Consider the following 26,319-nt stretch of genomic DNA (forward strand, 5'->3'; position numbering starts at 1 on the left):
TTACAGCCTCCTACACTGTATGGAATCAATTGCCTCATAGCGAGGGATTTGATCATTGTTTATTTGGAAAACGGAGAAATGAGAAACGTCGAAACTCATCTTTGGTAATTGAAAATCCTTTGTATGCAAGTCATTCGCTGCTGCCCATTTTTTAGCGATAGTAATATGAGCGTGGAAATCTTTTGTGTTCGTTATCTCCATCACTTTAGATAATTGCTGTACAATTTCATGTTGTAAGAAATATAAAGGATTACTATTTTCTAGCGCTGTATAGACTACTCGAGGTGTTTGTTCATTTCCAAAATGGGATAAGCCACTTGTCGTTAGTTCAAACGTTTCCCACTGAATGTCTCGTAAACATTGCATAATGGATGTTAGAATAGTTTGCTCCACATGCCCTAAGTAAAAGAGCGTGATATGCAAATCTTGTGCAGCTGGTAGTATCTTATGTGTTTCATGTACATTTGTATTTTCACGCTCTTTTACGATACCTTTTGCAATAGGATCGGGAACTTTTATACCGATAAAATAATGCTGTTTCATAATCCTATGGACGATGGGATTTTTTGTTCAAATGCTTGTTGTAGTTTTACAGTCCATTCCCCACGTTTACCATTTCCAATGTGTTGACCATCAATTGAAATGATTGGCATTACTTCTGTACTTGTAGAAGACATAATCATTTCGTCCATTGCTAGTGCTTGTTCTTTTGTGAACGCCTCTTCGACTACTTCTAAACCTACTTCTGCACAGCAATCCAAAATTACTTTTCTTGTAATGCCGTTCAATATTAAATTATTTACAGGATGCGTATATAAGACGCCATCTTTAATACCATACACATTAGAAGAAGAGCCTTCTGTAATAATTTCTCCGCGATGCTGGATTGCTTCGTAGCAGTCTTTACTAATTGCCTCTTGTTTTGCAAGAACATTCCCAAGTAAGTTTAAGGACTTAATATCACAACGAAGCCAGCGAATATCTTCTACAAAACAAGCTTTTACTCCGTTTTCCAGTTGTGTTAGTGGTCGAGATGTTTCTTTTGTATAGGCTGTTAGGACAGATTCCACTTCAGGTGTTGGGAAGTTATGTTGTCTTGGACTTGTACCCCTTGTTACTTGTAAATAAATTTGACCATTTTCTACTTCGTTTGTCTCGATTAAATCATGAATCATTTTATGCATAACATCTTTTGTGTACGGAATGACTAACTGTATTTTATCTGCACTTGCATATAAACGATCAATATGTTCCTCTGCCGTAAATACGTTGCTATTATAAATTTTGATCACTTCATAAATACCATCCCCAAATTGATAACCACGGTCTTCGTATCCAATTTTCACTTCTTCTTCATTTATGATTTCGTTATTCCATAATATTTTAGCCATTATTGTCCACCTGCTTCTGAAGTTTTACTTGCTAGTTCTACAATTGCATCTGCGTAAATTGCTGTTGCTTTTATCAAATCTTCTATATCTACATATTCATCTACTTGGTGTGCTACATCTTTTCTGCCTGGGAAAAGCATACCGAATGCAACTCCTTTATCAAGTACGCGGGCGTATGTCCCTCCACCAATAGATAGAAGTTTTGCTTCTTCTCCAGTATTTCTTTCGTATACCTTTTGCAATGTTTTGATCAGCTCATCATTTTCATCGACATAATGTGGAGTAGAATTCGTACCTAAATCTAATGTAATGCCCATTTGTTGTAGCACTTCTCGGCAAGCAGCAAGTTTTTCTTCAAAAGGATACGTTACAGAATAGCGCATACTTACTTGCGTACATGATCCTTGTTCTGGTGCATAATGGATAACACCAGGATTAAGTGTTGTATCTCCTGAGACGTCGTCGGTAAAGTTAAGCGCAAGGGCATGTCCTCTGCTATCTGCTCCAAAACCTTCCACCAAAAAGTCTACAAAAGCTTTTGAATGGGCTGTTAAATTGATCGTTTGTAAGAATTTCGCCAGTAAAATGGCTGCATTTACCCCTTCATCCGGTTCCATCGCATGTGCAGATTTTCCGTGTACTAATACTTTTACCATAGAGCCTTGTGGTGCAACTTCACCTGTAATCCCATGACTACTTGCAAACGCATCGAATTTTTCTTTAATCGTGATAAGCCCTCCAAAAACGAATGCAAATGCCTCATCTGGCACCATATTTGTACGCTTTCCTGCTTGGAAAAACTGGATCGTTTCTGTCTCAGATGAACCTGTTTGTGTAAATATTAAATTCGCAATTCCTTTTTCTGCATTAATGATCGGGAAATCTGCATCTGGTGCAAATCCAATTGTCGGCATTTGTTCTTTTTGAAAATAGCGATCCACACAACGGAATCCACTTTCTTCGTCCGTTCCAATAATCATGCGCACTTTTTTAGAAAGTTCAATGCCAGACGCTTTTACTAATTTCATCGCCATCCATGCAGCTATTGTTGGTCCTTTGTCGTCAATTGCTCCCCGACCATATATACGATCATCTGCAACAACCCCTTCAAAAGGAGGATATGTCCAACCTGTTCCTTCTGGTACGACATCTACATGACAAAGAATACCGAGAATTTCTTCTCCATCTCCCATTTCAATATGACCAGCCATATTATCTATATTTTTTGTTGTAAATCCGGCTTTTTCTCCTTCTTCCAGCATATGTTGTAAAGCTTCTAAAGGTTTTGGACCAAAAGGCATTTCGTCTGTTGCCAGTTCTTTTTGTAGGACACTTGGGATTTGAATAAGCTGTTTTAATTCTGCAATTAGTTCTTCTTTCTTTTCTTCTGCTAGTTTTAACCAGTTCATAAGAAAATCTCCTCCGCTATTCATATATATAGCTATTTTACACTTATTTTGATCGAACGTCTTTGAAAATAATTATAGCTGCGTAAAAAGCCTGTACTTTCAGATTTCCATGTAAAACATTTGTAAATTAATTGATTTTGATAGAAATTAGAGAGAATATCTACTATAATTAAATTGTCAGATAATACGACTGACCACCAATATAGTAAAGGGGCTGTAAATTGCAATTATTTAGTTGCTTTTCACCCATGTCGTCCGCTAGTCTAGCCAAGAGATATGATGATGAAGGAGTGGTTGACTTATGAAACCTACTACTGATCGGATGCTCAATCGAATTAAAGACATGTACATGTTCATCCGAGATAACGGAACTGTTACAACACAAGACTTGGTCGATGAATTTGGTATCACTCCTCGCACGATTCAGCGAGATTTGAATGTGCTTGCTTTCAATGACTTAGTTATTAGTCCAACAAGAGGCAAATGGACCACGACGAACAAACGCGTTAAATTGACATCTTAGATACGAACAATATGAAAAGAATGACCATGCTCAATATTTAAGCGAGGTCATTCTTTTGCTGTAATTGCTCTAATTCTTCTCCTGTTAATTCCCTATATGCACCTTCTGCAAGTGAATGATCTAGCTTAAGCGTACCCATTGAGAGTCTTTTTAAGTAAACTACCTTTTTTCCTACCCCTTCAAACATTCTTTTCACTTGATGAAATTTACCTTCTGTAATCGTTAATTCAATCTCTGAAATGGGCCCACTAGTTAAAATATGCAGTATTCCGGGTTTTGTATGATAACCATCATCTAATGTAATGCCATTTTTAAAAGCCTCTACATCTGACTCGTTTACAATCCCTTGCACTTTGGCAAAATATACTTTTGGGACATCTTTGTTTGGCGATAATAGACGATGCGTTAAAGCACCATCATTTGTAAGTAACAGTAATCCTACCGTATCCTTATCCAGTCGTCCAACTGGATAAGGCTCGAAATGTCTTACATCATCGTCCAATAAATCAATAACAGTCTTATCTCTTGTATCTTCCGTTGCAGAAACTACCCCTGCTGGTTTATTTAACATTAAATAAACGAACTGTTTATATTCTACCACTTCCCCGTACACGGATACTCGGTCATCATGCTCATTGACATGCATCGAACTGTCCTTTACGGTGACTCCATTTACTTGAATTGCCTTTGATTTGATTAACATTTTAACTTCTCTTCTTGTCCCAAAACCCGTATGAGCTAAAAATTTATCTAATCGCATATCGTTCTCCTAAAAACCAATTTTTTTCGTATACTTTGTCAGTCTTTCTCCAAAGAGCTTTTGCGCAAGACCAAGTCGCAATGTTACATATCCATAAAATGCCGCTCCTATGGAAGCACAAACGAATATAACTACTAACGCTTCCATCTTATGATCGATCATGAACATTTTCTCAATTCCCCATTTGGATAGGAATACTAGACTTAACATCACTACATTCACCATCACGATTAATATAATTCTTCTTAAAACCATCGTCGATTTGTAATGCAATGTTTTTCGAATGGCAAACATATTTAATCCAATTGCCACAACATATCCTAAGGCTGTCGCCAAAATAGCACCATCCGTTTCAAATGCTTTTATCAAAGGTGTATTTAATACGAGTTTCGTTAATATACCAAGTAACAAATTCAGGATAATAAGTTTTTGTCGATCTATTCCTTGTAAAATGGCTGTTGTTACGGGATAAAGCGCAAATAATATAGCAACTGGGGCATAATGTGCAAGCACTGCTGTTCCTGTTTCACTTTGCTGGTAAAACATAAGGTAAAATTCATTCGCTAAAATGGAAATACCCATTGCAGCTGGCACAGTTAAGAATAATAATATTTGAAAAGTTTGGTCTAGTGATTTTCTTACTTGTCCAAAATCTTGCTTCGCGTAATAACTTGTAATTACCGGAATTAACGTCATGGAAAATCCTGTTGCTAGCATTACAGGGATCATCACTAATTTATGTGCGGAAAAGTTGAGCATTCCAAGTAACGTATTGGAAATTTCCCCATTAATACCTATCTTCAACATTGCTCGGTTAAATGTAATCATATCGATAAATTGGAATAATGGATTGATAACACCAACTAAAGCAAATGGAACCGTGTAAATCAACATCTCTTTATAGATATTTGTAAGTGAAACATCCGAAGTCATTTTACCACTCGAATTGAGCAATACATTAAACTCTGGCTTTAATTTTTTCCAATACCAATATAAAACGATTAAACTTGCAATCGCCCCTAAAAACGCAGCAAACACCGCAAAAGAAATCGCGGTTTTTTCAGTACCTTTGAAAATATAAACGACCATAAATCCGCCTGCTAGTACAAACAGAATACGTACAATTTGCTCAAATAACTGAGAAACTGCTGTAGGAGTCATATGTTGATATCCTTGGAAAAACCCTCGGATTAAACTCATAACAGGTACTACTATAACCGCAAAACTGACATATTTAATGACGGTAGCTACATCTTCTACAGTAAAAAGTGCCTCATCATCTTTAATAATGAGATGTGCGATTGGTTCCGACATTACAAATAAAACGATAAAACCTAAAACTCCAGTACCCATCATCAGTAGCATACTGGATTTCACTAATTTTCGACCAGTCGCATAATCCCCTAGCGCATTATATTTCGAAACAAACTTAGAAACGGCAATGGGCACCCCAGAAACAGCTATCGCAAGCATAATGGAATATGGCACATATGCGTATTGATATAGTGCCACATAATCTTCGCCAATGATTTGGTAAAAAGGAATAACATATAATACACCTAAAATTCTTGATAATAAGAGACCAACCGTCAAAATCATTGTCCCTTTTAATAAATTCGAAGCCATAAAACCCGCCCAATCCTATCAAATTCGCCTTGGCGTATTTTTTTGCGCCCAGATTTTTCTCGAGCACGGTCGAGAAATCCCTCTAAAAATCTGTGGCATCCGCCGGAGGTTTAACGTCATTCAGCAGTTATTTATTGCTGGATGAAGTTAAATTGTCTACACTACAGTTTACATCTGTCTCATGAAAACCACAATCGTGTATAATAAAGAAAAAAGTGAAAGTGTGAACTATTTATGTATGACGTAATTGTAATCGGTGGGGGTCCATCGGGATTAATGGCTGCTGCCGCTGCTGGAGCAGAAAAGAAAAAAGTGTTACTTATTGAAAAAGGTTCGAAGCTTGGGAAGAAACTTGCTATATCTGGTGGTGGACGTTGTAACGTAACGAATCGACTTCCTCAAGAAGAAATTGTGAAAAATATCCCTGGAAACGGACGCTTTTTGTTCAGTCCATTCTCTGTTTTTAATAATGAAGATATTATTGCGTTTTTTGAAAACCTCGGGGTTGCCTTAAAAGAAGAAGATCACGGAAGAATGTTCCCTGTCTCGAATAAGGCAATGGATGTTGTGAATGCATTACTTGATGAATTAAAAAGATTAAATGTCGAAATTAAACTAAATTCTCCAGTTGCAAAGCTTTTAATGAATGATGAAAAAATAATTGGTGTTCGCCTAGCTGACGGCGAAGAAATTGTTGCAAGTAGCGTTGTTGTAGCAGTTGGTGGAAAAGCAGTTCCACAAACTGGTTCTACAGGTGATGGCTATCCTTGGGCCGAAAAAGCGGGACATACGGTTACGGATCTCTATCCAACAGAAGTTCCTTTATTATCAAACGAGCCTTTTATTAAATCAAAGGAACTTCAAGGTCTTGCACTAAGAGATGTTGCAGTTTCTGTACTTAAGAAAAATGGAAAACCAATTATTACCCACCAAATGGACATGCTCTTTACCCATTTCGGCCTAAGTGGTCCAGCCATATTACGCTGTAGTCAATTCGTTGTGAAAGAACAAAAGAAAAACGGCGGACAGCTTGTTCAAATCCGCATTGATAGTTTACCTGATCAAAATGAAGAGCAAACATTCCAATCCTTACTCTCTGCCATCAAAGAAGATCCGAAAAAAGCGGTGAAGAATGTTTGGAAAGGTATTGTGCCAGAAAGGTGGCTTTTATTCTTGCTGCAGCGTGCTAGTATCCAGGAAAGTGAAGATGGTCAAAATCTAGCCCACGATAAAATAAGAGATCTTGCTCATCAATTGAAACAATTTACAGTGAATGTTTATGGTACGCAACCATTGGACAAAGCATTTGTAACTGGTGGAGGTGTGTCCATTAAAGAAATTGAACCGAAAACAATGGCTTCTAAGAAAAAAGCCGGACTCTATTTCTGCGGAGAAATTTTGGATATTCATGGGTATACCGGTGGTTATAATATTACGTCTGCCCTTGTAACTGGTAAAATTGCAGGAATGAGCGCTGCTGGTTTTAGTGGATGATCGTTTTCGGGAACTCGGTATCGTTTTTATTTGCCTGTATTAAACAATATAATTGATATGTCAATCATAAATAAAAAGGACCTAATTTTTTTAGGTCCTTTTTATTATGTTCTTATTAACAAATACGCACCCCTAAGGTGATCAGCTTTGAAAACTCCATGTAACAAAATGGTATATTAAAATAAATTATAGCGGTAGTTTCTTTTTTATAAGCTCAAAAGGGGGCATAAACGGATATTCAATATCGGTCGTTGGTAAGGACAGCATCACATGATCCAATAATGGATAATCATACAGTCTTCCTTCGTAAACTAACTCGAAACGCGGATGTATGAAAAAATCATGTGGTGTAACAAGCGTCGGAGGAAGATTCCATAAATCCAGGCCACTTTTCTCAAAAACCTCCGCAATAAATTGAGAGCAAAAGTATTTATTCCTCTGGTTAATCGGACAGCGGACAGCAACACCAACGAGTCCTAGCAAATTATACGAATATATATCTTTATTATTATTAAAGCTTTGGATAACATCTCTGATGCGATTATACTCCTTTAATGAAACATCAATTTTTGATAATACGCATCTTGTGTTATAAAAATATCGATAGGTACCGAAATAAATATCTTCCTTTATAAAACCAGCAATCAACGGATTTCTCGGATATTTTCGCCCAAAACTATAGATTTCATCGAGTTTTTCGTCAAAAACGATTGAAACATGATTGTAAGGTGCATTTGTAAAATATTTGATTGTTCTATTTAATAATGTACCTGTATCGGTTAATAAAACATAAACCGTTTTTTGTTTCTTATCCATCATTGCTACTCCTGTCCTTTTCCTCTTACTAGCTGCTCATCTCCCCCTACTCTATCTTCCTTAATCTCCTTTGTCATTTTTATATTCTAGAATATCTCCCGGTTGGCAATCTAATGACTTACATATAGCTTCTAATGTGGATAACCTAATGGCTTTTGCCTTTCCATTTTTCAGTATTGAAAGATTTGCCATCGTTATTCCAACTCTCTCCGAAAGTTCTGTAACACTCATTTTCCTTTTAGCCAACATCACATCGATATTGATTATTATTGCCATCCTTTTCACCTCAGACTATTAAGTCATTTTCCGATTTTATATCAATCGCCTCTTTTAAAAGCTTTTGAAGAACTGCAGCAAACACTGCTATTACCATTGAAGCAAAAACAGGTACCATTCCGACTATGACAACACCCGGTGCATCATCTAGCTCTGCTACTAGAAAGACAAATGGGAGAATTACCACATACAAACCACTAGTCGTCAATGCACAGAATTTAATTTTCTTTAGAGCTTTAACAGACAACTCAGAGAATGCTTGGTTCTTATCAATATAACTTAAAAGTTTAAAAGCGTGATACAATGCAACGAAAAACGGAATCACGGATACATACATACCTATTAATATGGGATAGATTATATAGGCATAATCTGGATTTACTAGATTTTTAGGCAACCAATACATCCCAAATATGCCCAATGCAAGAACTGGCATTCCAATAAGAATCACAGCTATCTTTAAAAAGAGAGTTGATCCTCGTTTCATAAAAAAGCACCTCACTAAATTATTGTCATTTTGAATTTAACATATTATTTATCGTTTTACAATATATTTTTATTGATTACTAAAACATATTTATTGCTTTATAAGCTTATTGTCATTTAAATTTCTCTTCACCAAAATAAAAATTGAATTTTGAATTTTTTTATATTACAATGGTCTTTAACAAGCAATGAAGAAGAATAGTAGCTTTATAGAATGCTTTAGAGAGCTGACGGTTGGTGCAAGTCAGTAGCGGACATAGAGTGAATGGACTTCTGAGCTCCAATGCTGAAAGTAATAGTAGGTTTTGGCGTATGTCTACGTTATAAGACGCACAACTATTTGGTTGTGATTAAGAGGATTACAAAAGTAATCAATGAAGGTGGCACCGCGGCTCTCCGTCCTTTTTAGATGGAGGGCCTTTTTGTGTTCAGTTGAGCAGAGAGAAGGAGAGATGAGCTATGACAGTTGAGACGAGAAGTTATGAGATGAAAGAGATCCAAGGAGACATGATGACACCTATTTCCATTTATCATTCGTTAAATGGAAAAAAGAAAATGCTATTTGAATCATCCGCAAAGCATGAAGAAAGCGGACGCTATTCGTTTATCGCATTAAATCCCATTGCTGAACTAATCGGGGACCAATCTAACTATACATTATCGTATAGCCATGGGGAAACGGAGAAAGGGTCAACATCTGTTATTGAAAAGCTGAAAAAGTTGATACCTATTCATACAGAAAAGTACCCCTTTTCGTTTTTCGGCGGAGCAATTGGTTATTTGGGGTATGAAACGGCATTTTATCACGAGAAAATTGGTGAACTGTTGCCAGATGAATTAGAAATGCCCGATCTCCATCTGATGTTTTATGACACGTTTATTGTGTATGATCATGTAAAGCAGACCGTTACAATAGCTGCTATCGATTTATTTAAAAATGGTCGCTCGCAGCAAGAAATGCTAAATGCGATCGAAGAAATATATTCAGATCTACAAGTAAGTACGACACATCAAATGGATGCTGTTACAAAACTAGCATTTAAACCGATGATGGAAGAAGACCTATTTGTTCAAATGGTAGAAAAAGCAAAAGAACATATTGTTAAAGGCGATATTTTTCAAGTTGTTTTATCGCAGCGATTTACATCCCCCTTTAAAGGGAATCCTTTTTCGCTGTATCGACAACTTCGTACAGCAAACCCTTCTCCGTATATGTTTTATATGGACTTTGGAAGCTATACAATACTCGGGACTTCGCCGGAAAGCTTAGTAAAAGTAAATAATGGAATTGTCACAACAAATCCCATTGCCGGGACAAAGCCAAGGGGAAAAACTACCGAAGAGGATATCCAAATTGCAAAAGATTTACTAAACGATGAAAAAGAAATTGCCGAGCACCGTATGCTTGTGGACCTTGGGCGTAATGATATTGGAAGAATCTCCGAAATTGGTTCCGTGCAAATTGAAAAGTATATGACGATTGAATACTATAAATATGTCATGCATATCGTCTCGGAAGTAACTGGCCGACTTAAGGAAGATTTGCATATACTGGACGTATTAACCGCTTGTTTACCTGCTGGAACTGTATCTGGCGCACCGAAAATTCGTGCGATGCAAATTATTAATGAGCTAGAAACGATGAAACGCGGAGTATATGCTGGAGCGGTCGGTTATATTTCTGTCACTGGTAATATGGATTTGGCGCTAGCTATTCGTACGATGGTTGTGAAGGATAATAAAGCCTATGTTCAAGCTGGTGCCGGTATCGTCCATGATTCTGTGCCGACGAGTGAATTTGATGAAACGATCAATAAAGCTAAAGCACTTTTGGAGGTACAACGATGATTTTATTGATCGATAATTATGATTCCTTTACGTATAACTTATTTCAGCAAGTAAGTAGTCTTGGGAAAGATGTGCAAGTTATAAGGAATGACGCTATCACGATTGAAGAAATTGAGCTTTTAAATCCAGAAGCAATTATTATTTCACCTGGTCCTGGTACCCCAACTGAAGCAGGTATTTCAATCGAAGTCATTCAAAAACTGCATCAAAAATATCCGATTCTTGGAATTTGCCTTGGTCATCAATCGATTGGGGCTGCGTTTGGAGCAAATATTGTGCAAGCAAAGACAATCATGCACGGGAAGATTTCGGAAGTCGAACATACTCGGTCATCCATTTTTGAAGCTTTCACCGAGCCAATTTCCGTCATGCGTTATCATTCGCTTGTCATTGATGAACACACATTAGATGAAAAACTGGAAGTGCTTGCAAGAGCCGGAGATGACAACGAAATTATGGCGATTAAGCATCGAGAGTACCCGTTATACGGACTTCAATTTCATCCGGAATCGATTGGTACAGTGCAAGGCGACCAGTTAATGAGGTCATTTATAGAAACACTGCATGTAAAGATATAAAGTCGCAAGCTCCTAGTCTTTCTAGGGGCTTTTATCGTTGGAAAAAGGTTGAGAGTAGGGTTAGTTGGAATTTTCGGGAGTTTAGTTGGAATTTTTGAAGGTTTAGTTGGAATTTCAGAGAATTTAGTTGGAAAAATGAAGCCTTTAGTTGGAATAGCCAAAAAAAGTTAAAAAAGCTGCTTATCCCTCGAGAGGAATAAGCAGCTTTTCTGATTGTTAGATAACGATATTCACCATTTTACCTGGAATTGCAATAATTTTCTTCACTTCTTGCCCTTCTAGCCATTGTTGAACTTGCTCGGAAGCTAACGCTGATGCTTCTAGTTCTTCTTTTGTAGCATCTTTTGCAACAAGAAGTTTTGCACGTACTTTTCCTTTAATTTGAACAGGAATTTCCACTTCATTGTCTACTAATTTCGATTCGTCAAATGTAGGCCATGCTTCATACGTCATTGTATCCTCATGCCCTAAAATGCTCCAAAGCTCTTCTGCAATATGTGGAACGATTGGAGAAATTAGTTTAACAAATCCTTCAACATATTCTTTCGAAATATGTTCTGCTTTATATCCTTCATTGATAAATACCATCATTTGTGAAATAGCCGTATTATAATGCATGGATTCATAGTCTTCTGTTACTTTTTTGACAGTTTGGTGATACACTTTCTCCATATTTCCAGAAGAACTATCACTTACTTTTTCGCTTAGTTTACCATTCTCATCTACAAACAAACGCCAAATTCGGTCTAAGAATCTTCTTGAACCGTCCAGTCCATTCGTTGACCATGCCTTTGAAGAATCCAGTGGTCCCATGAACATTTCGTATAGACGAAGTGAATCGGCACCATGTGTTTTCACGATATCATCTGGATTTACTACGTTTCCTTTTGACTTAGACATTTTCTCGTTATTTTCACCTAGGATCATTCCTTGGTTAAATAGTTTTTGGAATGGCTCTTTCGTCGCAACAACTCCAATATCGTACAAGAATTTATGCCAGAAACGTGCGTACAATAAATGCAATACTGCATGCTCTGCTCCACCAACATAAATATCGACTGGTAACCAGCGTTCTGCTAGTTCGGGATCGATAAGTGCTTCATCATTGTTTGGATCGATATAGCGTAAGTAGTACCAGCAGCTACCTGCCCATTGTGGCATTGTATTTGTTTCACGACGCCCTTTTTTCCCGGTTACAGGATCTACTACATTTACCCATTCTGTTATATTAGCAAGTGGCGATTCTCCAGTTCCACTTGGCTTAATATCCGTTGTTACAGGTAACATTAGAGGCAACTCAGACTCGTCTACAGTTGTTGAAGTACCATCTTCCCAATGGATAACTGGAATTGGCTCTCCCCAATAACGTTGGCGGCTGAATAACCAATCGCGTAAACGATACGTAATTTTCTTCTCACCTTTACCGTTCGCTTCAAACCATTCAATTGCTTTAGCAATCGCTTGTTGTTTGTTCAAACCATTTAAGAAGTCTGAGTTCACTAGTGTTCCATCTTCTGTGTAAGCTTCTTCTTCGATACTTCCGCCAGAAACTACTTCTACAATCGGCAAGTCAAATTGTTTTGCAAACTCATAATCGCGCTCATCATGCGCTGGAACTGCCATAATAGCACCTGTTCCGTATGTTGCTAAAACATAATCTGCAATCCAAATCGGCATTTTCTCGCCACTAACAGGATTGATTGCATAAGCACCAGTGAATACCCCTGTTTTATGTTTCGCTAGATCTGTACGCTCTAAATCACTTTTTAGCTTTACTTGATCTTGATAAGCTTGCACCGCTTCTGATTGCTCAGTTGTTGTAATTTTTTCAACCAGTTTGTGCTCTGGAGCTAACACCGCATACGTTGCACCGAAAATAGTATCTGGACGTGTCGTAAATGCACGGAACGATTCGTTCGTACCATCTATTTCAAACGTAAGCTCTGCACCTTCCGAACGTCCAATCCAGTTACGTTGCATTTCTTTTAAGCTTTCCGGCCAATCCAGTTCATCCAAGTCTTCCAATAGTCTATCTGCATAAGCAGTAATACGAAGAACCCATTGACGCATCGGACGGCGTTCTACCGGATGTCCCCCACGCTCTGATAGTCCATCGATTACTTCTTCATTTGCAAGAACTGTACCTAATGCAGGACACCAGTTTACAGGCACTTCGTCTACATAAGCCAATCCTTTTTTGTAAAGCTGAATGAAAATCCATTGTGTCCATTTGTAATAAGATGGATCAGTCGTATTCACTTCTCTATCCCAATCATAAGAAAAACCAAGATCATTCATTTGACGTTTAAATGTAGCAATATTCTTCGCAGTAAATTCTGCAGGATCGTTACCCGTATCAATCGCGTATTGCTCTGCAGGAAGTCCAAAAGCATCCCATCCCATTGGATGAAGCACGTTATAGCCTTGTTTACGTTTAAATGCACTTAAAATGTCCGTCGCAATATAACCAAGTGGATGACCTACATGAAGTCCAACTCCTGAAGGATATGGGAACATATCTAGTGCATAAAATTTTGGTTTCGAAGGATCATCCACCATTTTATACGTCTTGTTTTCCTTCCAATACTGTTGCCATTTTTTTTCGATTGATTCATGATTAAAACTCATTTAGATTTCCTCCTCCAATAAAAAAACTCGCCCCTTAAAAAACTAAGGGACGAGAGTATACTCACGCGGTACCACCCAAATTAGTGGAAATCCACTCAACTTGACTCCTTAACGCGGAAAACGGTATAGGCTACTTAAGTTCACCTACACAGACTCAAAGGCGAGTTCAATAATTCGTTCCGCTAACTTTCACCAACCGTCAGCTCTCTTTAGAAACGTCGATTATTTACTAATCCTTTTCACAGTCACTTCTATTAGAATTTATTCTAATGGATTTCGTCCTAAAATACAAGCTGTACTTATATTGTTACGTTTTCTTTTACATCCTTGATGATAAGGGGCGCTTCAGTTGCATCAATAATATCTTGAATCGTATACCCTTCAAATACCTCTTTCAACTCAAGACCGTCTGATGTTACTTCTATCATTGCCCGTTCTGTTATTATTTTATTCACAACTGCTTTACCTGTTAACGGTAATTCGCATTCTTTTTTAATCTTTGCAGAACCGTCTTTTGCACAATGGTCCATAATAACGATGATTTTTTTAGCTCCATGTACTAAATCCATCGCACCACCCATGCCTTTAATCATTTTTCCTGGAATCATCCAGTTCGCTAAATCACCTGTTTCCGAAACTTCCATTGCCCCTAAAATCGCTACATCCACATGTCCACCGCGAATCATTGCAAAGGACTCTGCACTAGTGAAAAAGGAAGACCCAGGAATTGTCGTTACCGTTTCTTTCCCAGCGTTTATAAGATCTGGATCTACTTCTTGTTCCGTTGGGTATGGTCCGATGCCAAGTAATCCATTTTCCGATTGTAAAACGACCGTCTTATCTGGTGAGATAAAATTCGCAACTAATGTTGGAATCCCGATCCCTAAATTGACGTAGTTGCCATGTTCTATTTCTTGTTCTGCTCTTCTCGCAATTTTCTCACGTGTATTCAACTTAGTATCCCCCTTATGAACGTGTCGTTAGACGTTCGATTCTTTTTTCTTGTGCCGCTTGGAATAGTCCTTGTACATAAATACTTGGTGTATGTATTTGTGCTGGATCTAAGTCGCCTGTTTCTACAATCTCTTCTACTTCTGCAATCGTAATCTTCCCTGCAGCCGCCATCATTGGATTGAAGTTTTGTGCCGTTTTGTTATATATTAAGTTACCAAATTTATCAGCTTGAGCTGCACGAATTAGTGAAAAATCTGCACGTAGCGATTCTTCTAGTACATACTCTTTGCCATCGTAAATGCGTACTTCTTTTCCTTCCGCAACAACTGTACCAACACCCGCTGGCGTAAAGAATGCTGGAATCCCTGCTCCACCTGCACGAATTTTTTCTGCTAACGTCCCTTGAGGTGTCAGCTCTACTTCTATTTCTCCAGAAAGCACTTGACGTTCAAATTCTTTATTTTCCCCTACATATGAACCAATCATTTTTTTAATTTGTTTATTTTTTAATAGAAGTCCAAGACCCCACTCATCTACTCCACAGTTATTCGAAATAACCGTTAAATCTTTTACCCCTTTTTCAACTAAAGCTAAAATGAGCTGTTCTGGTATTCCAACAAGGCCAAAGCCCCCTACCATTAACGTCATTCCATCTTCAATATTTGCTACAGCTTCACTTGCTGAACTGTAAATTGGTTTCATGATGCCATTCCCCTTTCTTATGTAAAGATACTACCATCTAATATTCTCAAATATCCGATAAATTAGCAATCTATTTTCTTAGATCTGTTCCCAAGCTAGATTCTTTAGACATATTCAAGAATATTAATAAAACGCCCCGATTATTAAATCGGGCGTTTATATAAGTGATGAAAATTTATTGACTCCGTGTAACCACCGTCCAAAATAACTGCTTGCCCCGTCATTCCTTTTGCAGCATCACTAGCTAAAAACAAAGTCAAATCTGCAATTTCTTTTACATCTAACAATCGTTTCTGTGGAACTAAAGGGTATAGCACTTCTTCTAAAACAGATTCAACCGGAACATTACATACTTTCGCTAAATCGCTAAATTGGTTTCGAACAAGCAGTGTGTCCGCATATCCTGGGCAAACAGCATTCACTGTAATCCCATCTGTAGCTGTCTCAAGAGCTGCAACTTTTGTAAGTCCAATTACGCCATGTTTAGCTGAGTTATAGGCTGCTTTACCAGCAAAACCAACTAAACCATTAATAGAAGCCATATTAATAATTCTACCAAAGCCTTCCTTACGCATATGTGGGAGAACATGCTTAATCGCTACAAATGGAGCTGTAAGCATAATTTTCACCAATAGTTCAAATCGCTCTGTTGGGAACTCTTCTAGCATCGCAACATGCTGCATTCCGGCATTATTGATTAAAATATCAATACGACCAAACTCTTCTATCGTTCTATTAATAGAGTGTTTAATGTCTTCTTCATTTGTGACATCACATCTAATACTAAGAACATCTTCACCAAGCGATAATGCAGCTTCCTTTACCTTTTCTTCATTGATATCTGTTAAAACTACCTTCGCACCTGCTTCATAAAATTCGCGTGCTATTTCAAGTCCTATTCCTTGTGCTGCTCCTGTAATAAGAAGCACCTTTTCTTTAACCATGTTAGCTCCTCCTAAAAAATAGACGCCCTGGAGCGGCTATTAGATTCCTAATCCTAAAGAGAAAAGAATAATTGCTAATACAACACCTAGTAATGGCACTACTACAGTTGTCGCTCCTACAGACCAATATGCGGCACTATGTTTTTCTCCACAGATTGATTGAATAGTAGTGACTACATATCCATTATGTGGCAATGAATCCAGTGCACCAGATGAAATAGCGACTACTCTGTGCAACGCTTCTGTGTTTACACCCATATCCATATAATGTGGTGCTAATAATGGTAAAGCGATTGATTGACCACCAGATGAAGAACCAGTCATACCGGCAATTACGGATACCGCAATAGCAGCCCCTATTAAAGGCGAACCTGGAATGTTCGTCATAGCTTCCACGGCGGTTGTAAATGCAGGTACATTCTTTGCAACCCCCCCAAAACCAACAACCGCAGCAGTATTACCGATTGCAATAAGAGCACCGACAGTACCAGCTGAAAATGCTTCCCAGAAATTTTTTGAATACTTTCTTCCAACGATATAAGTTGCAATTACTCCACCAAGTAACGCGATTATTAATGCAGATTGTGCTAGTTTATCATGGAAAATAAATGAGATAATTAATACAACTACTAAAGGAATCATAGCTAAGAATGGATTAGGTAAATTTCTTTTTGTATCGAATGTTGGATCGGATTCACGGTCTACAAATCTTTCTCCCTTATTTACCGCCTTCTTAATAATACGGCTCAACCACCAATATCCAAAAATCGCCATAAACGCTGCTACGATAATACTTACTTCCCAACCTGCATAAGCATTCGTTCCTAAAAACTCAATTGGAATCCAGTTTTGGATTTCAGGAGATCCTGCAGATGTCATTGTAAATGTTACGGAACCTAATGCTAACGTTGCTGGAATAAAACGACGAGGTAAATCCGCTTGCTTAAACAATGAAATTGCCATTGGATATACAGAGAACGCAACAACGAACAAACTTACGCCTCCATATGTAAGTATTGCACAGGCGATAACAATAGCAAGTACAGCATATTTCATTCCTAATCTATCGACAATCCATTTGGACACGGAATCTGCTGCGCCACTATCCTCCATTACTTTACCGAATACGGCACCAAGTAAGAACATTAAATACCAAGACATAATAAACCCAGTAAATCCAGTCATATAACTAGTTACAAAATTGGCTTCCCCTTCATCTGCCAATTGTGCAAATAATGGCATTCCGCTCGTCAATGCAACTAACAATGCCGATATTGGACCAGCCATTAAAATATTTACGCCCTTCATAGTTAAGATAATAAGAAGAACTAAGCCCCCAATAAGTCCAATCATACTTAATACTTCCATTTATAAATCCCCCTATTATTTAAAGTCGTTTTAGAATAGCAAGCTGTCTTTTGGTGGAAATATTTTATCAAAGTGATAGAAATATAAAAACAGAGTCTCGTTATAAATATAAATAAGTCAGAAATCATCCTCTTTAATAAATTTTAGTTACAAAACAAGTTTTTGAGTATTTAATCATCCTATAATCTAATTCTCTGCAGAAGAATAGATTTCTTTTCTAAGATTATTTTGGAATACCCAGGTAAATAAAAGCGCTTTCATATGCCATTAAAACATAATCTAAATTTTCAATCAACAGCATTTATGACAATATTATTAACGCTATACTTGTTATTAATCCGATTTTTCGGATTAATATCGTACTGAAATAAATTATTTGAAGGATTAGTTCAGAATATAAAATCCGAATTTCTGGATTGATGTCCAAAAAATCGGATTTAGGTCAAAAGTTATATTTTTTAATTTTTTCATAAAGGGTAGATCTACTTATCCCTAGTTGTTTTGCAATTAGCGCTTTATTGGATTGATTTTCAAGTAAATCTTGAATGACGCGTTTTTCTACTTCAATTAAAATATCCTCCAGCTTTCCATTCGTTGGAAACGACAAAGCATTTCGTTTCTTTACTTGTATTGGTAGTGCAGAAGGTACGATGACGTCATTTTCAGCTAAATATACCGCTGCTTGCAACACATTTTGCAATTCACGGACATTCCCTGGCCAATGATAAGATTGAAGTATCTCTCTCGTTTTTGTTGCTAATACAATTTTCCGGCGGCCAGCCCGCACAACAAACTTTTGCAAGAAATAGTTTAACAGCTCATCTAAGTCCTCCATACGATCCCTAAGAGGGGGAATACGTAAGGTTATAGCTTGGATTCGATAGAATAGATCTTCCCTAAACTTCTTTTCTTCCACAAGATTTGCTAAAGATATATTCGAAGATGCTAGTATTCGAACATTTACTTGTTCCTCTTTCTCTGCTTGCATAGTAAAAACCGCTCCATCTTGCAAAGTACGTAGAAGCTTCGCCTGTAGCGTCAGAGGGAGCGCACTAATTTCATCTATGAATAGTGTCCCTTTATCAGCTTGCTTATATCTACCTCTACTAAATTTCCCAGTTGCCAAGTCAAGCTTTCCAAATAATTCTTCCTCCAGCATTTCAGGTGGAACTTCTGCACAATTTACTTTAACAAACGGCTCATTTGAACGTTCAGAAAGCTGATGTATACTGTGTGCAAAAATTTCTTTTCCAGTCCCACTTTCCCCTTCTATTAAAACGGGTATATCACTCGGAGCAATTATTTCGATTGTTTCTTTTATCTTTCGCACTGCTGATGAAGTTCCTTTAATATCCCCAAGATGGTACTCCTTATAACTATTATCTTCCATATTCAATTGAATACGTTCCATCGTTGTTCGAACATGAGAACTTAGCTTTTTCCAATCAGACATGTCTCTAAATATAACGCTTCCAAAAGCACCAACAATTTTTCCTTCGACAACAAGTGGTACTCTATTCGCAAGCATATATGTCCCTTTAATATAGTGAGGCGAGGCAATATCCGCTATCCCCGACTTAATAACTTCATGCATTTTTGTATTTTCAATAATTTCAGCAACTGGCTTTCCAATCGCATCATCCCTTTTTACTTCTAAGAAGTGGCAATATTCTTCATTAATGTAAAGAATATTCGAATGCTCGTCCACAACTACAAACCATTGGAACGCATTTTCTAGTATTTCCGCAAGCACGGATGTAGATAAGTTTTTCAAAAAAGTTCCCATACCCATTCCCCCCTTTTGAAACAGCTTCTCTTTCATATTCTCAAAGATTGGCATATTAATCAATTTCATTTCAGAAAAAAACCGTTTGATTTTCATCAAACGGTGCGTTTTTTAAGTGGTAAATCATATAGCAAACTCGTTACAATCGCAAAAATCATAAAACTCGTAAGTATTAATATCATCATCGGTGTCCCGTAAGCTTCTACCAGTAAACCACCTATAAACGGTCCGATCATTCGTCCAATAGTCGCCATGCTATTCACAATGCCTTGATAAAATCCTTCTCTCCCTTTTGGAGCTAACTTATCAGCAAGCGTTGGCACCGCTGGCCAAACGAACATTTCACCAATCGTCAGGATGACCATTGCCGTGATAAACATCGTATAACTCTCAGCAAAAGCAACTACTACAAAAGATCCCATGAAAATAACAATCCCAATGATAAGCTGCGCTTTTATTTTATGTTCTAATCGACTAATAATCGGTTTGATCAGCGGTTGAGCCGCAATAATAAGTGCACCATTGATCGTCCATAGTAGACTATATTGCTTTAATGATATGCCTAGATCCAACAGATGAGTTGAAATAGTCGATGTCCACTGCACGTATACGATCCACGTCAACATATACCCAACCGTTACAATCATCATGGCATAAAAAGGTGCTTTTTGTTTTATTTTCTTTTTCTCATTCAACACCGAGCTATGTCTATTCGTTGTAACAACTAATTTCCGATAAAAAATCCATACAATAACTAAAAATAAAATATAAGTCAGTAGATTCGCCATAAATATGTGATTAATATTATTATCCGCTACTACTCCTGCAATCGCAGGACCAATGGCAACTCCAACATTTTGTGCCAAATAAATCGCATTAAACGCCTTTCTTCCACCTTCTGGCCAAACACTGCCGACCATCGCATACATACTAGGGAAAATAATTCCCCCACTAAATCCTAAAATCGCAACAAACCATATATATTCAGGCCATCCATGCCATATTGTTAATAACCCTAAAGCTATTAGGGACAAAATAATTCCTAGCATAATCGATTTATACCCGCCAATACGATCGAACAAATACCCCCCCAGTAAGTTACCAATAACACCTGTCCCAGCATTAATCATCAGTACAAATCCAGCCATCGAAAGTGACTGCCCCAAATAATCATGCATATAAATGGTATGTAAAGGCCATAAGAAGGAATTTCCCATCGTATTGATAAACATTCCGATGATTAAAAGCCATACAGCTTTTGGCATACAAAACACCTCATTTCCTCGTACGTTAAACTATTGTATGCTTTTTTATAGAGTACTTCAAGATGGATACAACAAACTTCTTCCAGACATGATAAAATAGGCATGTTAAGGAGTGAATTCGCATGAATGAAAACAATTTCCCTTTTCCATCAGATGGAAAAAGGTACTATACATGGAATCGATATTTGCGAGACAGATTTGAACAGAAAATTTTCAAAATCGCGCTAGACGCTGGCTTTGACTGTCCGAATAGAGACGGTACAGTCGCTTTTGGTGGCTGCACATTTTGCAGCGTTGCTGGTAGTGGTGATTTCGCGGGAGATAAAGTGGATCCAATTCCAGTACAATTTGAAAAAATAAAATCCAAAATGCACGAAAAGTGGAAAACAGGAAAATACATCGCCTATTTTCAAGCGTATACAAATACACACGCCCCTCTTCCAATACTGAAAGAAAAATTTGAAGCAGCTATAGCACTAGAAGGTGTCGTTGGCATTTCCATTGCAACTAGACCCGACTGCTTACCTGATGATGTAGTCGAGTATTTAGCCGAGTTAAACGAAAGGACTTATTTATGGATAGAGCTAGGACTTCAAACGGTGCATGAAAGAACGGCAAATTTAGTAAATCGTGCACATGATTACCCTACTTATATAGAAGGTGTAAACAAATTACGTAAACATGGCATTCGAATTTGCACACATATTATTAACGGTCTCCCTTTAGAAGACCGAGATATGATGATGGAAACTGCCCGCGAAGTTGCCAAACTTGATGTACAAGGGATTAAAATCCATTTACTTCATTTATTAAAAGGAACTCCTATGGTGAAACAATACGAAAAAGGGAAACTAGAATTTATGGAACGAGATGCGTATATTCAGCTAGTTGCCGACCAATTAGAAGTACTTCCGCCCGAAATGGTTGTCCAACGTATTACAGGTGATGGACCAATTGATTTAATGATTGGCCCAATGTGGAGTGTCAATAAATGGGATGTATTAAATGGGATTGATGCGGAACTCTCAAAACGAAATAGTTATCAAGGAAAATTATATGAAAAGACTGGTGTTTTAACATGATTTTAAAAAGGGTTTTACCATTTACCAAGGAATTACTAGCAAGTGTCATTGAAAAAGGTGATTCAGTAGTAGACGCAACGGCTGGAAATGGACACGATACATTATTTCTTGCAGATTTAGTAGGAGAAAATGGGCATGTGTATGCCTTCGATGTGCAAAAAGAAGCTATTCAAGCAACAGCAGAAAAGCTGGAGCAAGCGAATTTGATCGGACAAGTTTCATTAATTCATGATGGGCATGAAAATGTAGCGAAGTATGTGCATGCAGAAGTATCCGCAGCCATATTTAATTTAGGTTATTTGCCAGGTAGTAATCATGAAATCGTGACAAGAGGAACTTCTACTGTTCAAGCAATTGAATCTCTCTTGCATTTACTAAAAGTTGGAGGGTTAATCGTTTTAGTAGTTTATCACGGACATGAAGGTGGTAAAGAAGAAAAAGACGTATTACTATCGTTCGTACAACAATTACCCCAGTCGTACGCTCATGTGCTATCCTATCAATTCGTCAATCAACAAAATGATCCACCTTTTATTATTGCAATCGAAAAAATGAAGACCAATTAACTCTTCAACCACTTCTTTGCATATTCAGAGAATACATGGAGAGACTACCTGTAAAAAGGAGAATCTCCATGCCTAAAATTGCATCCATCAGTACATATAAACCTCCCTATACATTAAACCAAACAAATATTGAACAACTAACGAAAGAACTATTCAAAGATAAAATCGCCCAGCTTGATCGATTATTAAAAGTGTTTGAAAATGGCGATATCGAAACTCGTCAGTTTTGCGTGCCTTTAGAATGGCATCAAACAGACCATACATTTGAAGAACGTAATACTATTTATATAGAGCTAGCTACGAAATATAGCGTAGAAGTAATTCAAACATGCCTTCAAAACACGACTTTTTTACAAAATACGATTGATCCAGAAGAAATCGATGCAATCATATTCGTCAGTACGACCGGAATCTCGACGCCAAGTATCGACGCTCGTGTAATGAACCATCTCCCTTTTTCCGATCGTATGAAACGAATCCCGTTATGGGGGCTAGGTTGTGCTGGAGGCGCGGCTGGAGTTAGTAGAGCATTTGACTATTGTAAAGCACATCCTAAGGAAAAAGTACTCGTTGTTTGTGTAGAGCTTTGTAGCCTTACATTCCAACCAAATGATTTTTCGAAAAGTAATTTAATTGGAGCTTCTCTTTTCGCTGACGGGGCGGCTTGTGTTTTAGTATGTGGGGATGAAGCAAACGTTCCAACAAAAAGACCTGTTCCTCACATTATGAGTACAGCATCTAAATGGATGCCAGACTCCGAAGATGTGATGGGATGGGATATTAAAAACAGTGGATTGCATGTTGTATTCTCGAAAAGCATACCTTCTATTATTACTAGCTGGTTAGGTCCTTTCATCGATGAATTTTTAACGGAACAACAAATGACAAAAGAAAAGCTTGACCATTTTGTTGCGCATCCCGGAGGCAAAAAAGTACTGGAAGCATACGAAAATACGCTCAACTTACCAGAAGGTAAAACGTCGATTTCTCGGGAAGTATTAAGAAACCACGGAAATATGTCTTCGCCTACTGTCCTTTATGTACTGGAGCAATTCATGTTACAGGAAAATAATAAAGCAGATGTTGGTTTACTCGTAGCACTAGGACCTGGATTTTGCGGAGAAGCAGTTTTACTAAATTGGGGGGATTAACATGTTATTTTTCATCCTTATATTCCTAGTTATCGCGCAAAGAATTACGGAAGTTTTTATCGCGAAACGAAATGAAAAAAAGATGCTCGCACGTGGTGCCTATGAAGTAGGTGCATCTCATTATCCTTATATGGTTGCACTTCATGTTAGTTTTTTTGTTTGTTTGATCGCAGAAGTACTATTTTTCGAACCGCGTATTTCGCCTCTGTTTCCACTATTTTTAGTGATCTTTTTATTTGTTCAGGCACTTCGTATTTGGTGTTTAACTTCTTTAGGGACATTTTGGAATACGAAGATTATGATCTTACCTGGTGCCCATGTTGTAAAAACAGGTCCTTATTTATATATAAAACATCCGAACTATGTGGTCGTTTGTATTGAAATCGCCCTACTACCTTTAATGTTCCAAGCCTACTTTACAGCGATTTGCTTTACTCTATTAAATCTAGCGATGCTTTCAGTTCGTATTCCACTCGAGGAAAAAGCATTGATGGAAGCAACCGATTATACGGAGGAATTTAAAAAGAAGATTTCGGCATCTTAACCGAAATCTTCTTTGTTTATTGTTGATTTGCAGCTTCTTCCACTGCTCTTGCTACTAGATGATGTACAGTTGGATCTAGTGGGTTTGGTATTAACTCGCCAGGTTTCGTATGACTGACAATTGCTTGTGCTGCCGCTATTAGCATTGGATATGTAATAGCAGATGCTCCAGCATCTAATGCCCCTTTGAATATGCCTGGGAAACCGATTACGTTGTTTACAGAACGTCCATCTGCTGCAAAAGCCGCTCCTGCTGCAATTGCTTCGGATGGAAGTATTTCTGGGTTTGGATTGGAAAGAGCTAAAATAATTTGTCCTTGTCGAACCATTTCAGGTTTGATCAACCCAGATACACCAGTTGTCGCAACAATAATATCACATGTTTCCATCATTTCTTCTAGAGATCCAATTGTTTTTCCACCATAGTTGATCAAACGATCTTGCGCTTCTTCTTGGCGATCGAGTCCATAAACGTCTTCTACGCCATAAGCCATTAACATACGGCATATCGCAAGACCTGCCGCACCAAGACCAATTTGACCGATTTTTGCTTTTTTCACATCTACATTCGTAGCCTTGCATGCAGATAGTATAGCTGCCAATGCAACTACTGCCGTTCCGTGCTGATCATCATGCATAACCGGAATAGGTAGCTCTTCTTTCAGTCTTTCTTCTATTTCAAAGCAATGTGGTGAGCCAATATCTTCTAACAAGATAGCTCCAAATCCTTTATGTATATGTTTGATCGTTTCTACTATTTCGTCTGGATCACTAGTGTTTAATAATATCGGAATTCCACTTAATCCGACGAATTGATCTAGTAATACAGCTTTTCCTTCCATTACTGGCATTCCAGCAACTGGACCGATATTTCCTAAACCTAATATTGCTGTACCGTCTGTTACAATCGCAACGGAGTTACCAATCGATGTGAAGTAATTAGCTTTTTCTGGATGATGGAGAATTTCCATACATACACTTGCTACACCAGGCGTATAGATTCGTTGTAAATCTCCAAGGGAGCGTACATCTAATCTACTCTTCATCGCAATTTTTCCACCTTCATGCGCATTCAAGACATCATCTGTTACCGCATGAACTTTCACACCGTTTCCTATCGCTTCAATATTCGCAATCACTTTATCTAATTGCTCGATAGATTTACAAGTAATAGTAATATCACGGACCGTTATCAATGCACCACTTTTTAACGTTGTAATATCGCCAATATCTCCTTCACCTAGTCCAATCGCAGTCGCAACTTTCGCAAAATTACCTGGCTTTGATGGAGTTTCCACAATAATATTTCGAATAATATGTTGGTTTTGCATGTAATTTCTCCTTTAAACTCTCTATTTCTACCAATCGATTATAACATAAAGAAATCCCTCAATCATAAGGAATGAAGGATTTCTTTCTTAATTAAGCGAATAAAAGTCTCTCTAATGCTAATGGTTCAATATATTGACCGTTTTTGTATACACGCATATTCCCACCAGAGATCTCGTCGATTAGAATAATTTCATTTGTTTTTGCATCTCGACCGAATTCAAGTTTAATATCGTATAATTCCAACCCTTTTGTTGCTAAATCTTCTTTCACGAATTGAGAAATTTGTTTCGTTAAAGTTTGCAATGTCTCATATTCCTCTTCCGACAGAAGAGAAAGCATCGAAAGCGCTTGTTTAGAAATTGGTGGGTCTTGACGATCGTCGTCTTTAATCGTTACTTCCACAAATGCATCTAGAGGTTGTCCTTCTTCACAATATGCACCATATCTACGTAGAAAGCTTCCGACAGCTTTGAAGCGACAAATGACTTCAAGTCCTTTACCAAAAACTTTCGCTTCTTTTACAGTCATTGTAGATTCATCGATATTAGAATCAATAAAATGCGTTGGTATTTCTTTTTCCATTAACTTTTGAAAGAAATACGTTGTCATACGAAGGCCTGCTTGTCCAGCACCTTCTATTGTAAGTCCTACTGTATTTGCACCTGGATCAAAAACACCATTCTCTCCAGTCACATCATCTTTAAACTTTAATAGGACATCCCCATTATCTAATTTATATACATCTTTTGTTTTTCCTTGATACGTCAGATTCATCTACCATTTCCTCCTTC

General features: G+C 37.7%; 25 protein-coding genes and 2 other annotated features. Of the genes, 8 read left to right on the forward strand and 17 right to left on the reverse strand.

The features are described from left to right. From thpR to pepV, 3 genes are read right to left on the reverse strand one after another with little or no spacing between them, the layout of a single operon-like run. Positions 1-543, reverse strand: coding sequence for an RNA 2',3'-cyclic phosphodiesterase (gene thpR, locus FG383_RS10705; protein WP_142607401.1), 543 nt, complete (start codon positions 541-543; stop codon positions 1-3). Beyond that, a complete protein-coding gene (gene dat / locus FG383_RS10710; protein WP_142607402.1) occupies positions 540-1,391 on the reverse strand; it encodes a D-amino-acid transaminase in 852 nt (283 codons plus the stop codon). Before dat ends, thpR begins: the two co-directional genes overlap by 4 nt. After that, positions 1,391-2,800 (reverse strand): dipeptidase PepV, encoded by a 1,410-nt coding sequence (pepV, locus tag FG383_RS10715; RefSeq protein WP_142607403.1) that lies wholly within the window; start codon positions 2,798-2,800, stop codon positions 1,391-1,393. The genes dat and pepV overlap by 1 nt, the downstream gene beginning before the upstream one ends. Positions 2,801-3,101: 301 nt before the next feature. On the opposite strand from pepV, the gene FG383_RS10720 reads away from it, so the two are divergent. Next, positions 3,102-3,323, forward strand: coding sequence for a DeoR family transcriptional regulator (locus FG383_RS10720; RefSeq protein ID WP_142538837.1), 222 nt, complete (start codon positions 3,102-3,104; stop codon positions 3,321-3,323). Between the two features lie 37 nt (positions 3,324-3,360). Here the strand turns inward: FG383_RS10720 and FG383_RS10725 are convergent, their stop codons facing one another. Both FG383_RS10725 and FG383_RS10730 read right to left on the reverse strand, forming a co-directional pair. Further along, positions 3,361-4,083 (reverse strand): pseudouridine synthase, encoded by a 723-nt coding sequence (locus tag FG383_RS10725; protein ID WP_142607404.1) that lies wholly within the window; start codon positions 4,081-4,083, stop codon positions 3,361-3,363. Between the two features lie 9 nt (positions 4,084-4,092). After that, positions 4,093-5,709: a putative polysaccharide biosynthesis protein gene (locus FG383_RS10730; RefSeq protein ID WP_142607405.1), complete on the reverse strand. Its 1,617-nt coding sequence runs from the start codon at positions 5,707-5,709 to the stop codon at positions 4,093-4,095. Between the two features lie 234 nt (positions 5,710-5,943). Between FG383_RS10730 and FG383_RS10735 the strand changes: the two genes are divergently transcribed. Next, the gene (locus tag FG383_RS10735; RefSeq protein WP_142607406.1) at positions 5,944-7,203 is read left to right on the forward strand and encodes a BaiN/RdsA family NAD(P)/FAD-dependent oxidoreductase; all 1,260 of its coding nucleotides are present in this window, start codon (positions 5,944-5,946) and stop codon (positions 7,201-7,203) included. 186 nt (positions 7,204-7,389) lie between these two features. Here FG383_RS10735 and FG383_RS10740 read toward each other — a convergent pair whose 3' ends face one another. From FG383_RS10740 to FG383_RS10750, 3 genes are read right to left on the reverse strand one after another with little or no spacing between them, the layout of a single operon-like run. Beyond that, positions 7,390-8,019 (reverse strand): hypothetical protein, encoded by a 630-nt coding sequence (locus FG383_RS10740; RefSeq protein ID WP_342782137.1) that lies wholly within the window; start codon positions 8,017-8,019, stop codon positions 7,390-7,392. 60 nt (positions 8,020-8,079) lie between these two features. Beyond that, a complete protein-coding gene (locus FG383_RS10745; RefSeq protein ID WP_142607407.1) occupies positions 8,080-8,295 on the reverse strand; it encodes a helix-turn-helix domain-containing protein in 216 nt (71 codons plus the stop codon). Positions 8,296-8,305: 10 nt separating this feature from the next. Then, positions 8,306-8,782: a DUF2975 domain-containing protein gene (locus FG383_RS10750; RefSeq protein ID WP_142607408.1), complete on the reverse strand. Its 477-nt coding sequence runs from the start codon at positions 8,780-8,782 to the stop codon at positions 8,306-8,308. Between the two features lie 178 nt (positions 8,783-8,960). Continuing rightward, positions 8,961-9,188 (forward strand) — a binding site (T-box leader). 52 nt (positions 9,189-9,240) lie between these two features. Between FG383_RS10750 and trpE the strand changes: the two genes are divergently transcribed. After that, positions 9,241-10,629: an anthranilate synthase component I gene (gene trpE, locus FG383_RS10755; protein ID WP_142607409.1), complete on the forward strand. Its 1,389-nt coding sequence runs from the start codon at positions 9,241-9,243 to the stop codon at positions 10,627-10,629. After that, positions 10,626-11,207: an anthranilate synthase component II gene (locus tag FG383_RS10760; RefSeq protein ID WP_142607410.1), complete on the forward strand. Its 582-nt coding sequence runs from the start codon at positions 10,626-10,628 to the stop codon at positions 11,205-11,207. Before trpE ends, FG383_RS10760 begins: the two co-directional genes overlap by 4 nt. Positions 11,208-11,423: 216 nt before the next feature. Here FG383_RS10760 and leuS read toward each other — a convergent pair whose 3' ends face one another. The 7 genes from leuS to FG383_RS10795 form a co-directional block, all read right to left on the reverse strand. Continuing rightward, positions 11,424-13,835, reverse strand: coding sequence for a leucine--tRNA ligase (leuS, locus tag FG383_RS10765; RefSeq protein WP_142607411.1), 2,412 nt, complete (start codon positions 13,833-13,835; stop codon positions 11,424-11,426). Between the two features lie 42 nt (positions 13,836-13,877). Next, positions 13,878-14,087, reverse strand: a binding site (T-box leader). A 47-nt stretch (positions 14,088-14,134) separates the two neighbouring features. Continuing rightward, positions 14,135-14,788 (reverse strand): 3-oxoacid CoA-transferase subunit B, encoded by a 654-nt coding sequence (locus FG383_RS10770; RefSeq protein WP_142607412.1) that lies wholly within the window; start codon positions 14,786-14,788, stop codon positions 14,135-14,137. A 13-nt stretch (positions 14,789-14,801) separates the two neighbouring features. Beyond that, on the reverse strand, positions 14,802-15,491 hold the full coding sequence (locus tag FG383_RS10775; protein WP_142607413.1) for a CoA transferase subunit A: 690 nt from the start codon (positions 15,489-15,491) through the stop codon (positions 14,802-14,804). 143 nt (positions 15,492-15,634) lie between these two features. Then, a complete protein-coding gene (locus FG383_RS10780; protein ID WP_142607414.1) occupies positions 15,635-16,435 on the reverse strand; it encodes a 3-hydroxybutyrate dehydrogenase in 801 nt (266 codons plus the stop codon). A 39-nt stretch (positions 16,436-16,474) separates the two neighbouring features. Next, a complete protein-coding gene (locus FG383_RS10785) occupies positions 16,475-17,803 on the reverse strand; it encodes a GntP family permease (RefSeq protein WP_142607415.1) in 1,329 nt (442 codons plus the stop codon). A gap of 442 nt (positions 17,804-18,245) precedes the next feature. Then, positions 18,246-19,589 carry a sigma-54 interaction domain-containing protein gene (locus FG383_RS10790; RefSeq protein WP_142607416.1) on the reverse strand — a complete coding sequence of 448 codons (1,344 nt, stop codon included), beginning with the start codon at positions 19,587-19,589 and terminating at the stop codon, positions 18,246-18,248. 95 nt (positions 19,590-19,684) lie between these two features. After that, a complete protein-coding gene (locus tag FG383_RS10795) occupies positions 19,685-20,854 on the reverse strand; it encodes an MDR family MFS transporter (protein WP_142607417.1) in 1,170 nt (389 codons plus the stop codon). 122 nt (positions 20,855-20,976) lie between these two features. Between FG383_RS10795 and mnmL the strand changes: the two genes are divergently transcribed. The 4 genes from mnmL (at position 20,977) to FG383_RS10815 (ending at position 24,197) form a co-directional block, all read left to right on the forward strand. Further along, entirely contained in the window at positions 20,977-21,936 is a 960-nt protein-coding gene (gene mnmL / locus FG383_RS10800; RefSeq protein ID WP_142607418.1) for a tRNA modification radical SAM protein MnmL/YtqA, read from the forward strand. Next, positions 21,933-22,502: a tRNA 5-(aminomethyl)-2-thiouridylate-methyltransferase MnmM gene (gene mnmM, locus FG383_RS10805; protein ID WP_142607419.1), complete on the forward strand. Its 570-nt coding sequence runs from the start codon at positions 21,933-21,935 to the stop codon at positions 22,500-22,502. The genes mnmL and mnmM overlap by 4 nt, the downstream gene beginning before the upstream one ends. Before the next feature lie 68 nt (positions 22,503-22,570). Further along, the gene (locus FG383_RS10810) at positions 22,571-23,653 is read left to right on the forward strand and encodes a type III polyketide synthase (RefSeq protein ID WP_142607420.1); all 1,083 of its coding nucleotides are present in this window, start codon (positions 22,571-22,573) and stop codon (positions 23,651-23,653) included. 1 nt (position 23,654) lies between these two features. Next, positions 23,655-24,197, forward strand: coding sequence for an isoprenylcysteine carboxyl methyltransferase family protein (locus FG383_RS10815; protein WP_142607421.1), 543 nt, complete (start codon positions 23,655-23,657; stop codon positions 24,195-24,197). A 16-nt stretch (positions 24,198-24,213) separates the two neighbouring features. Here the strand turns inward: FG383_RS10815 and FG383_RS10820 are convergent, their stop codons facing one another. Beyond that, the gene (locus FG383_RS10820) at positions 24,214-25,527 is read right to left on the reverse strand and encodes an NAD-dependent malic enzyme (RefSeq protein ID WP_142607422.1); all 1,314 of its coding nucleotides are present in this window, start codon (positions 25,525-25,527) and stop codon (positions 24,214-24,216) included. A 91-nt stretch (positions 25,528-25,618) separates the two neighbouring features. After that, a complete protein-coding gene (locus FG383_RS10825) occupies positions 25,619-26,302 on the reverse strand; it encodes a phosphoribosylaminoimidazolesuccinocarboxamide synthase (protein ID WP_142607423.1) in 684 nt (227 codons plus the stop codon). Between the last annotated feature and the right edge of the window lie 17 nt (positions 26,303-26,319).

It is taken from the genome of Psychrobacillus soli (assembly GCF_006861775.1).
In the GTDB taxonomy this organism is placed as follows: Bacteria; Bacillota; Bacilli; order Bacillales_A; family Planococcaceae; genus Psychrobacillus; species Psychrobacillus soli.

Excerpts from the sequence above, each read along its gene's own strand:
- thpR (WP_142607401.1), bottom strand. The coding sequence starts at position 543 with ATGAAACAGCATTATTTTATCGGTATAAAAGTTCCCGATCCTATTGCA.
- dat (WP_142607402.1), bottom strand. The coding sequence starts at position 1,391 with ATGGCTAAAATATTATGGAATAACGAAATCATAAATGAAGAAGAAGTG.
- pepV (WP_142607403.1), bottom strand. The coding sequence starts at position 2,800 with ATGAACTGGTTAAAACTAGCAGAAGAAAAGAAAGAAGAACTAATTGCA.
- FG383_RS10720 (WP_142538837.1), top strand. The coding sequence starts at position 3,102 with ATGAAACCTACTACTGATCGGATGCTCAATCGAATTAAAGACATGTAC.
- FG383_RS10725 (WP_142607404.1), bottom strand. The coding sequence starts at position 4,083 with ATGCGATTAGATAAATTTTTAGCTCATACGGGTTTTGGGACAAGAAGA.
- FG383_RS10730 (WP_142607405.1), bottom strand. The coding sequence starts at position 5,709 with ATGGCTTCGAATTTATTAAAAGGGACAATGATTTTGACGGTTGGTCTC.
- FG383_RS10735 (WP_142607406.1), top strand. The coding sequence starts at position 5,944 with ATGTATGACGTAATTGTAATCGGTGGGGGTCCATCGGGATTAATGGCT.
- FG383_RS10740 (WP_342782137.1), bottom strand. The coding sequence starts at position 8,019 with ATGGATAAGAAACAAAAAACGGTTTATGTTTTATTAACCGATACAGGT.
- FG383_RS10745 (WP_142607407.1), bottom strand. The coding sequence starts at position 8,295 with ATGGCAATAATAATCAATATCGATGTGATGTTGGCTAAAAGGAAAATG.
- FG383_RS10750 (WP_142607408.1), bottom strand. The coding sequence starts at position 8,782 with ATGAAACGAGGATCAACTCTCTTTTTAAAGATAGCTGTGATTCTTATT.
- trpE (WP_142607409.1), top strand. The coding sequence starts at position 9,241 with ATGACAGTTGAGACGAGAAGTTATGAGATGAAAGAGATCCAAGGAGAC.
- FG383_RS10760 (WP_142607410.1), top strand. The coding sequence starts at position 10,626 with ATGATTTTATTGATCGATAATTATGATTCCTTTACGTATAACTTATTT.
- leuS (WP_142607411.1), bottom strand. The coding sequence starts at position 13,835 with ATGAGTTTTAATCATGAATCAATCGAAAAAAAATGGCAACAGTATTGG.
- FG383_RS10775 (WP_142607413.1), bottom strand. The coding sequence starts at position 15,491 with ATGAAACCAATTTACAGTTCAGCAAGTGAAGCTGTAGCAAATATTGAA.
- FG383_RS10780 (WP_142607414.1), bottom strand. The coding sequence starts at position 16,435 with ATGGTTAAAGAAAAGGTGCTTCTTATTACAGGAGCAGCACAAGGAATA.
- FG383_RS10785 (WP_142607415.1), bottom strand. The coding sequence starts at position 17,803 with ATGGAAGTATTAAGTATGATTGGACTTATTGGGGGCTTAGTTCTTCTT.
- FG383_RS10790 (WP_142607416.1), bottom strand. The coding sequence starts at position 19,589 with ATGGGAACTTTTTTGAAAAACTTATCTACATCCGTGCTTGCGGAAATA.
- FG383_RS10795 (WP_142607417.1), bottom strand. The coding sequence starts at position 20,854 with ATGCCAAAAGCTGTATGGCTTTTAATCATCGGAATGTTTATCAATACG.
- mnmL (WP_142607418.1), top strand. The coding sequence starts at position 20,977 with ATGAATGAAAACAATTTCCCTTTTCCATCAGATGGAAAAAGGTACTAT.
- mnmM (WP_142607419.1), top strand. The coding sequence starts at position 21,933 with ATGATTTTAAAAAGGGTTTTACCATTTACCAAGGAATTACTAGCAAGT.
- FG383_RS10810 (WP_142607420.1), top strand. The coding sequence starts at position 22,571 with ATGCCTAAAATTGCATCCATCAGTACATATAAACCTCCCTATACATTA.
- FG383_RS10815 (WP_142607421.1), top strand. The coding sequence starts at position 23,655 with ATGTTATTTTTCATCCTTATATTCCTAGTTATCGCGCAAAGAATTACG.
- FG383_RS10820 (WP_142607422.1), bottom strand. The coding sequence starts at position 25,527 with ATGCAAAACCAACATATTATTCGAAATATTATTGTGGAAACTCCATCA.
- FG383_RS10825 (WP_142607423.1), bottom strand. The coding sequence starts at position 26,302 with ATGAATCTGACGTATCAAGGAAAAACAAAAGATGTATATAAATTAGAT.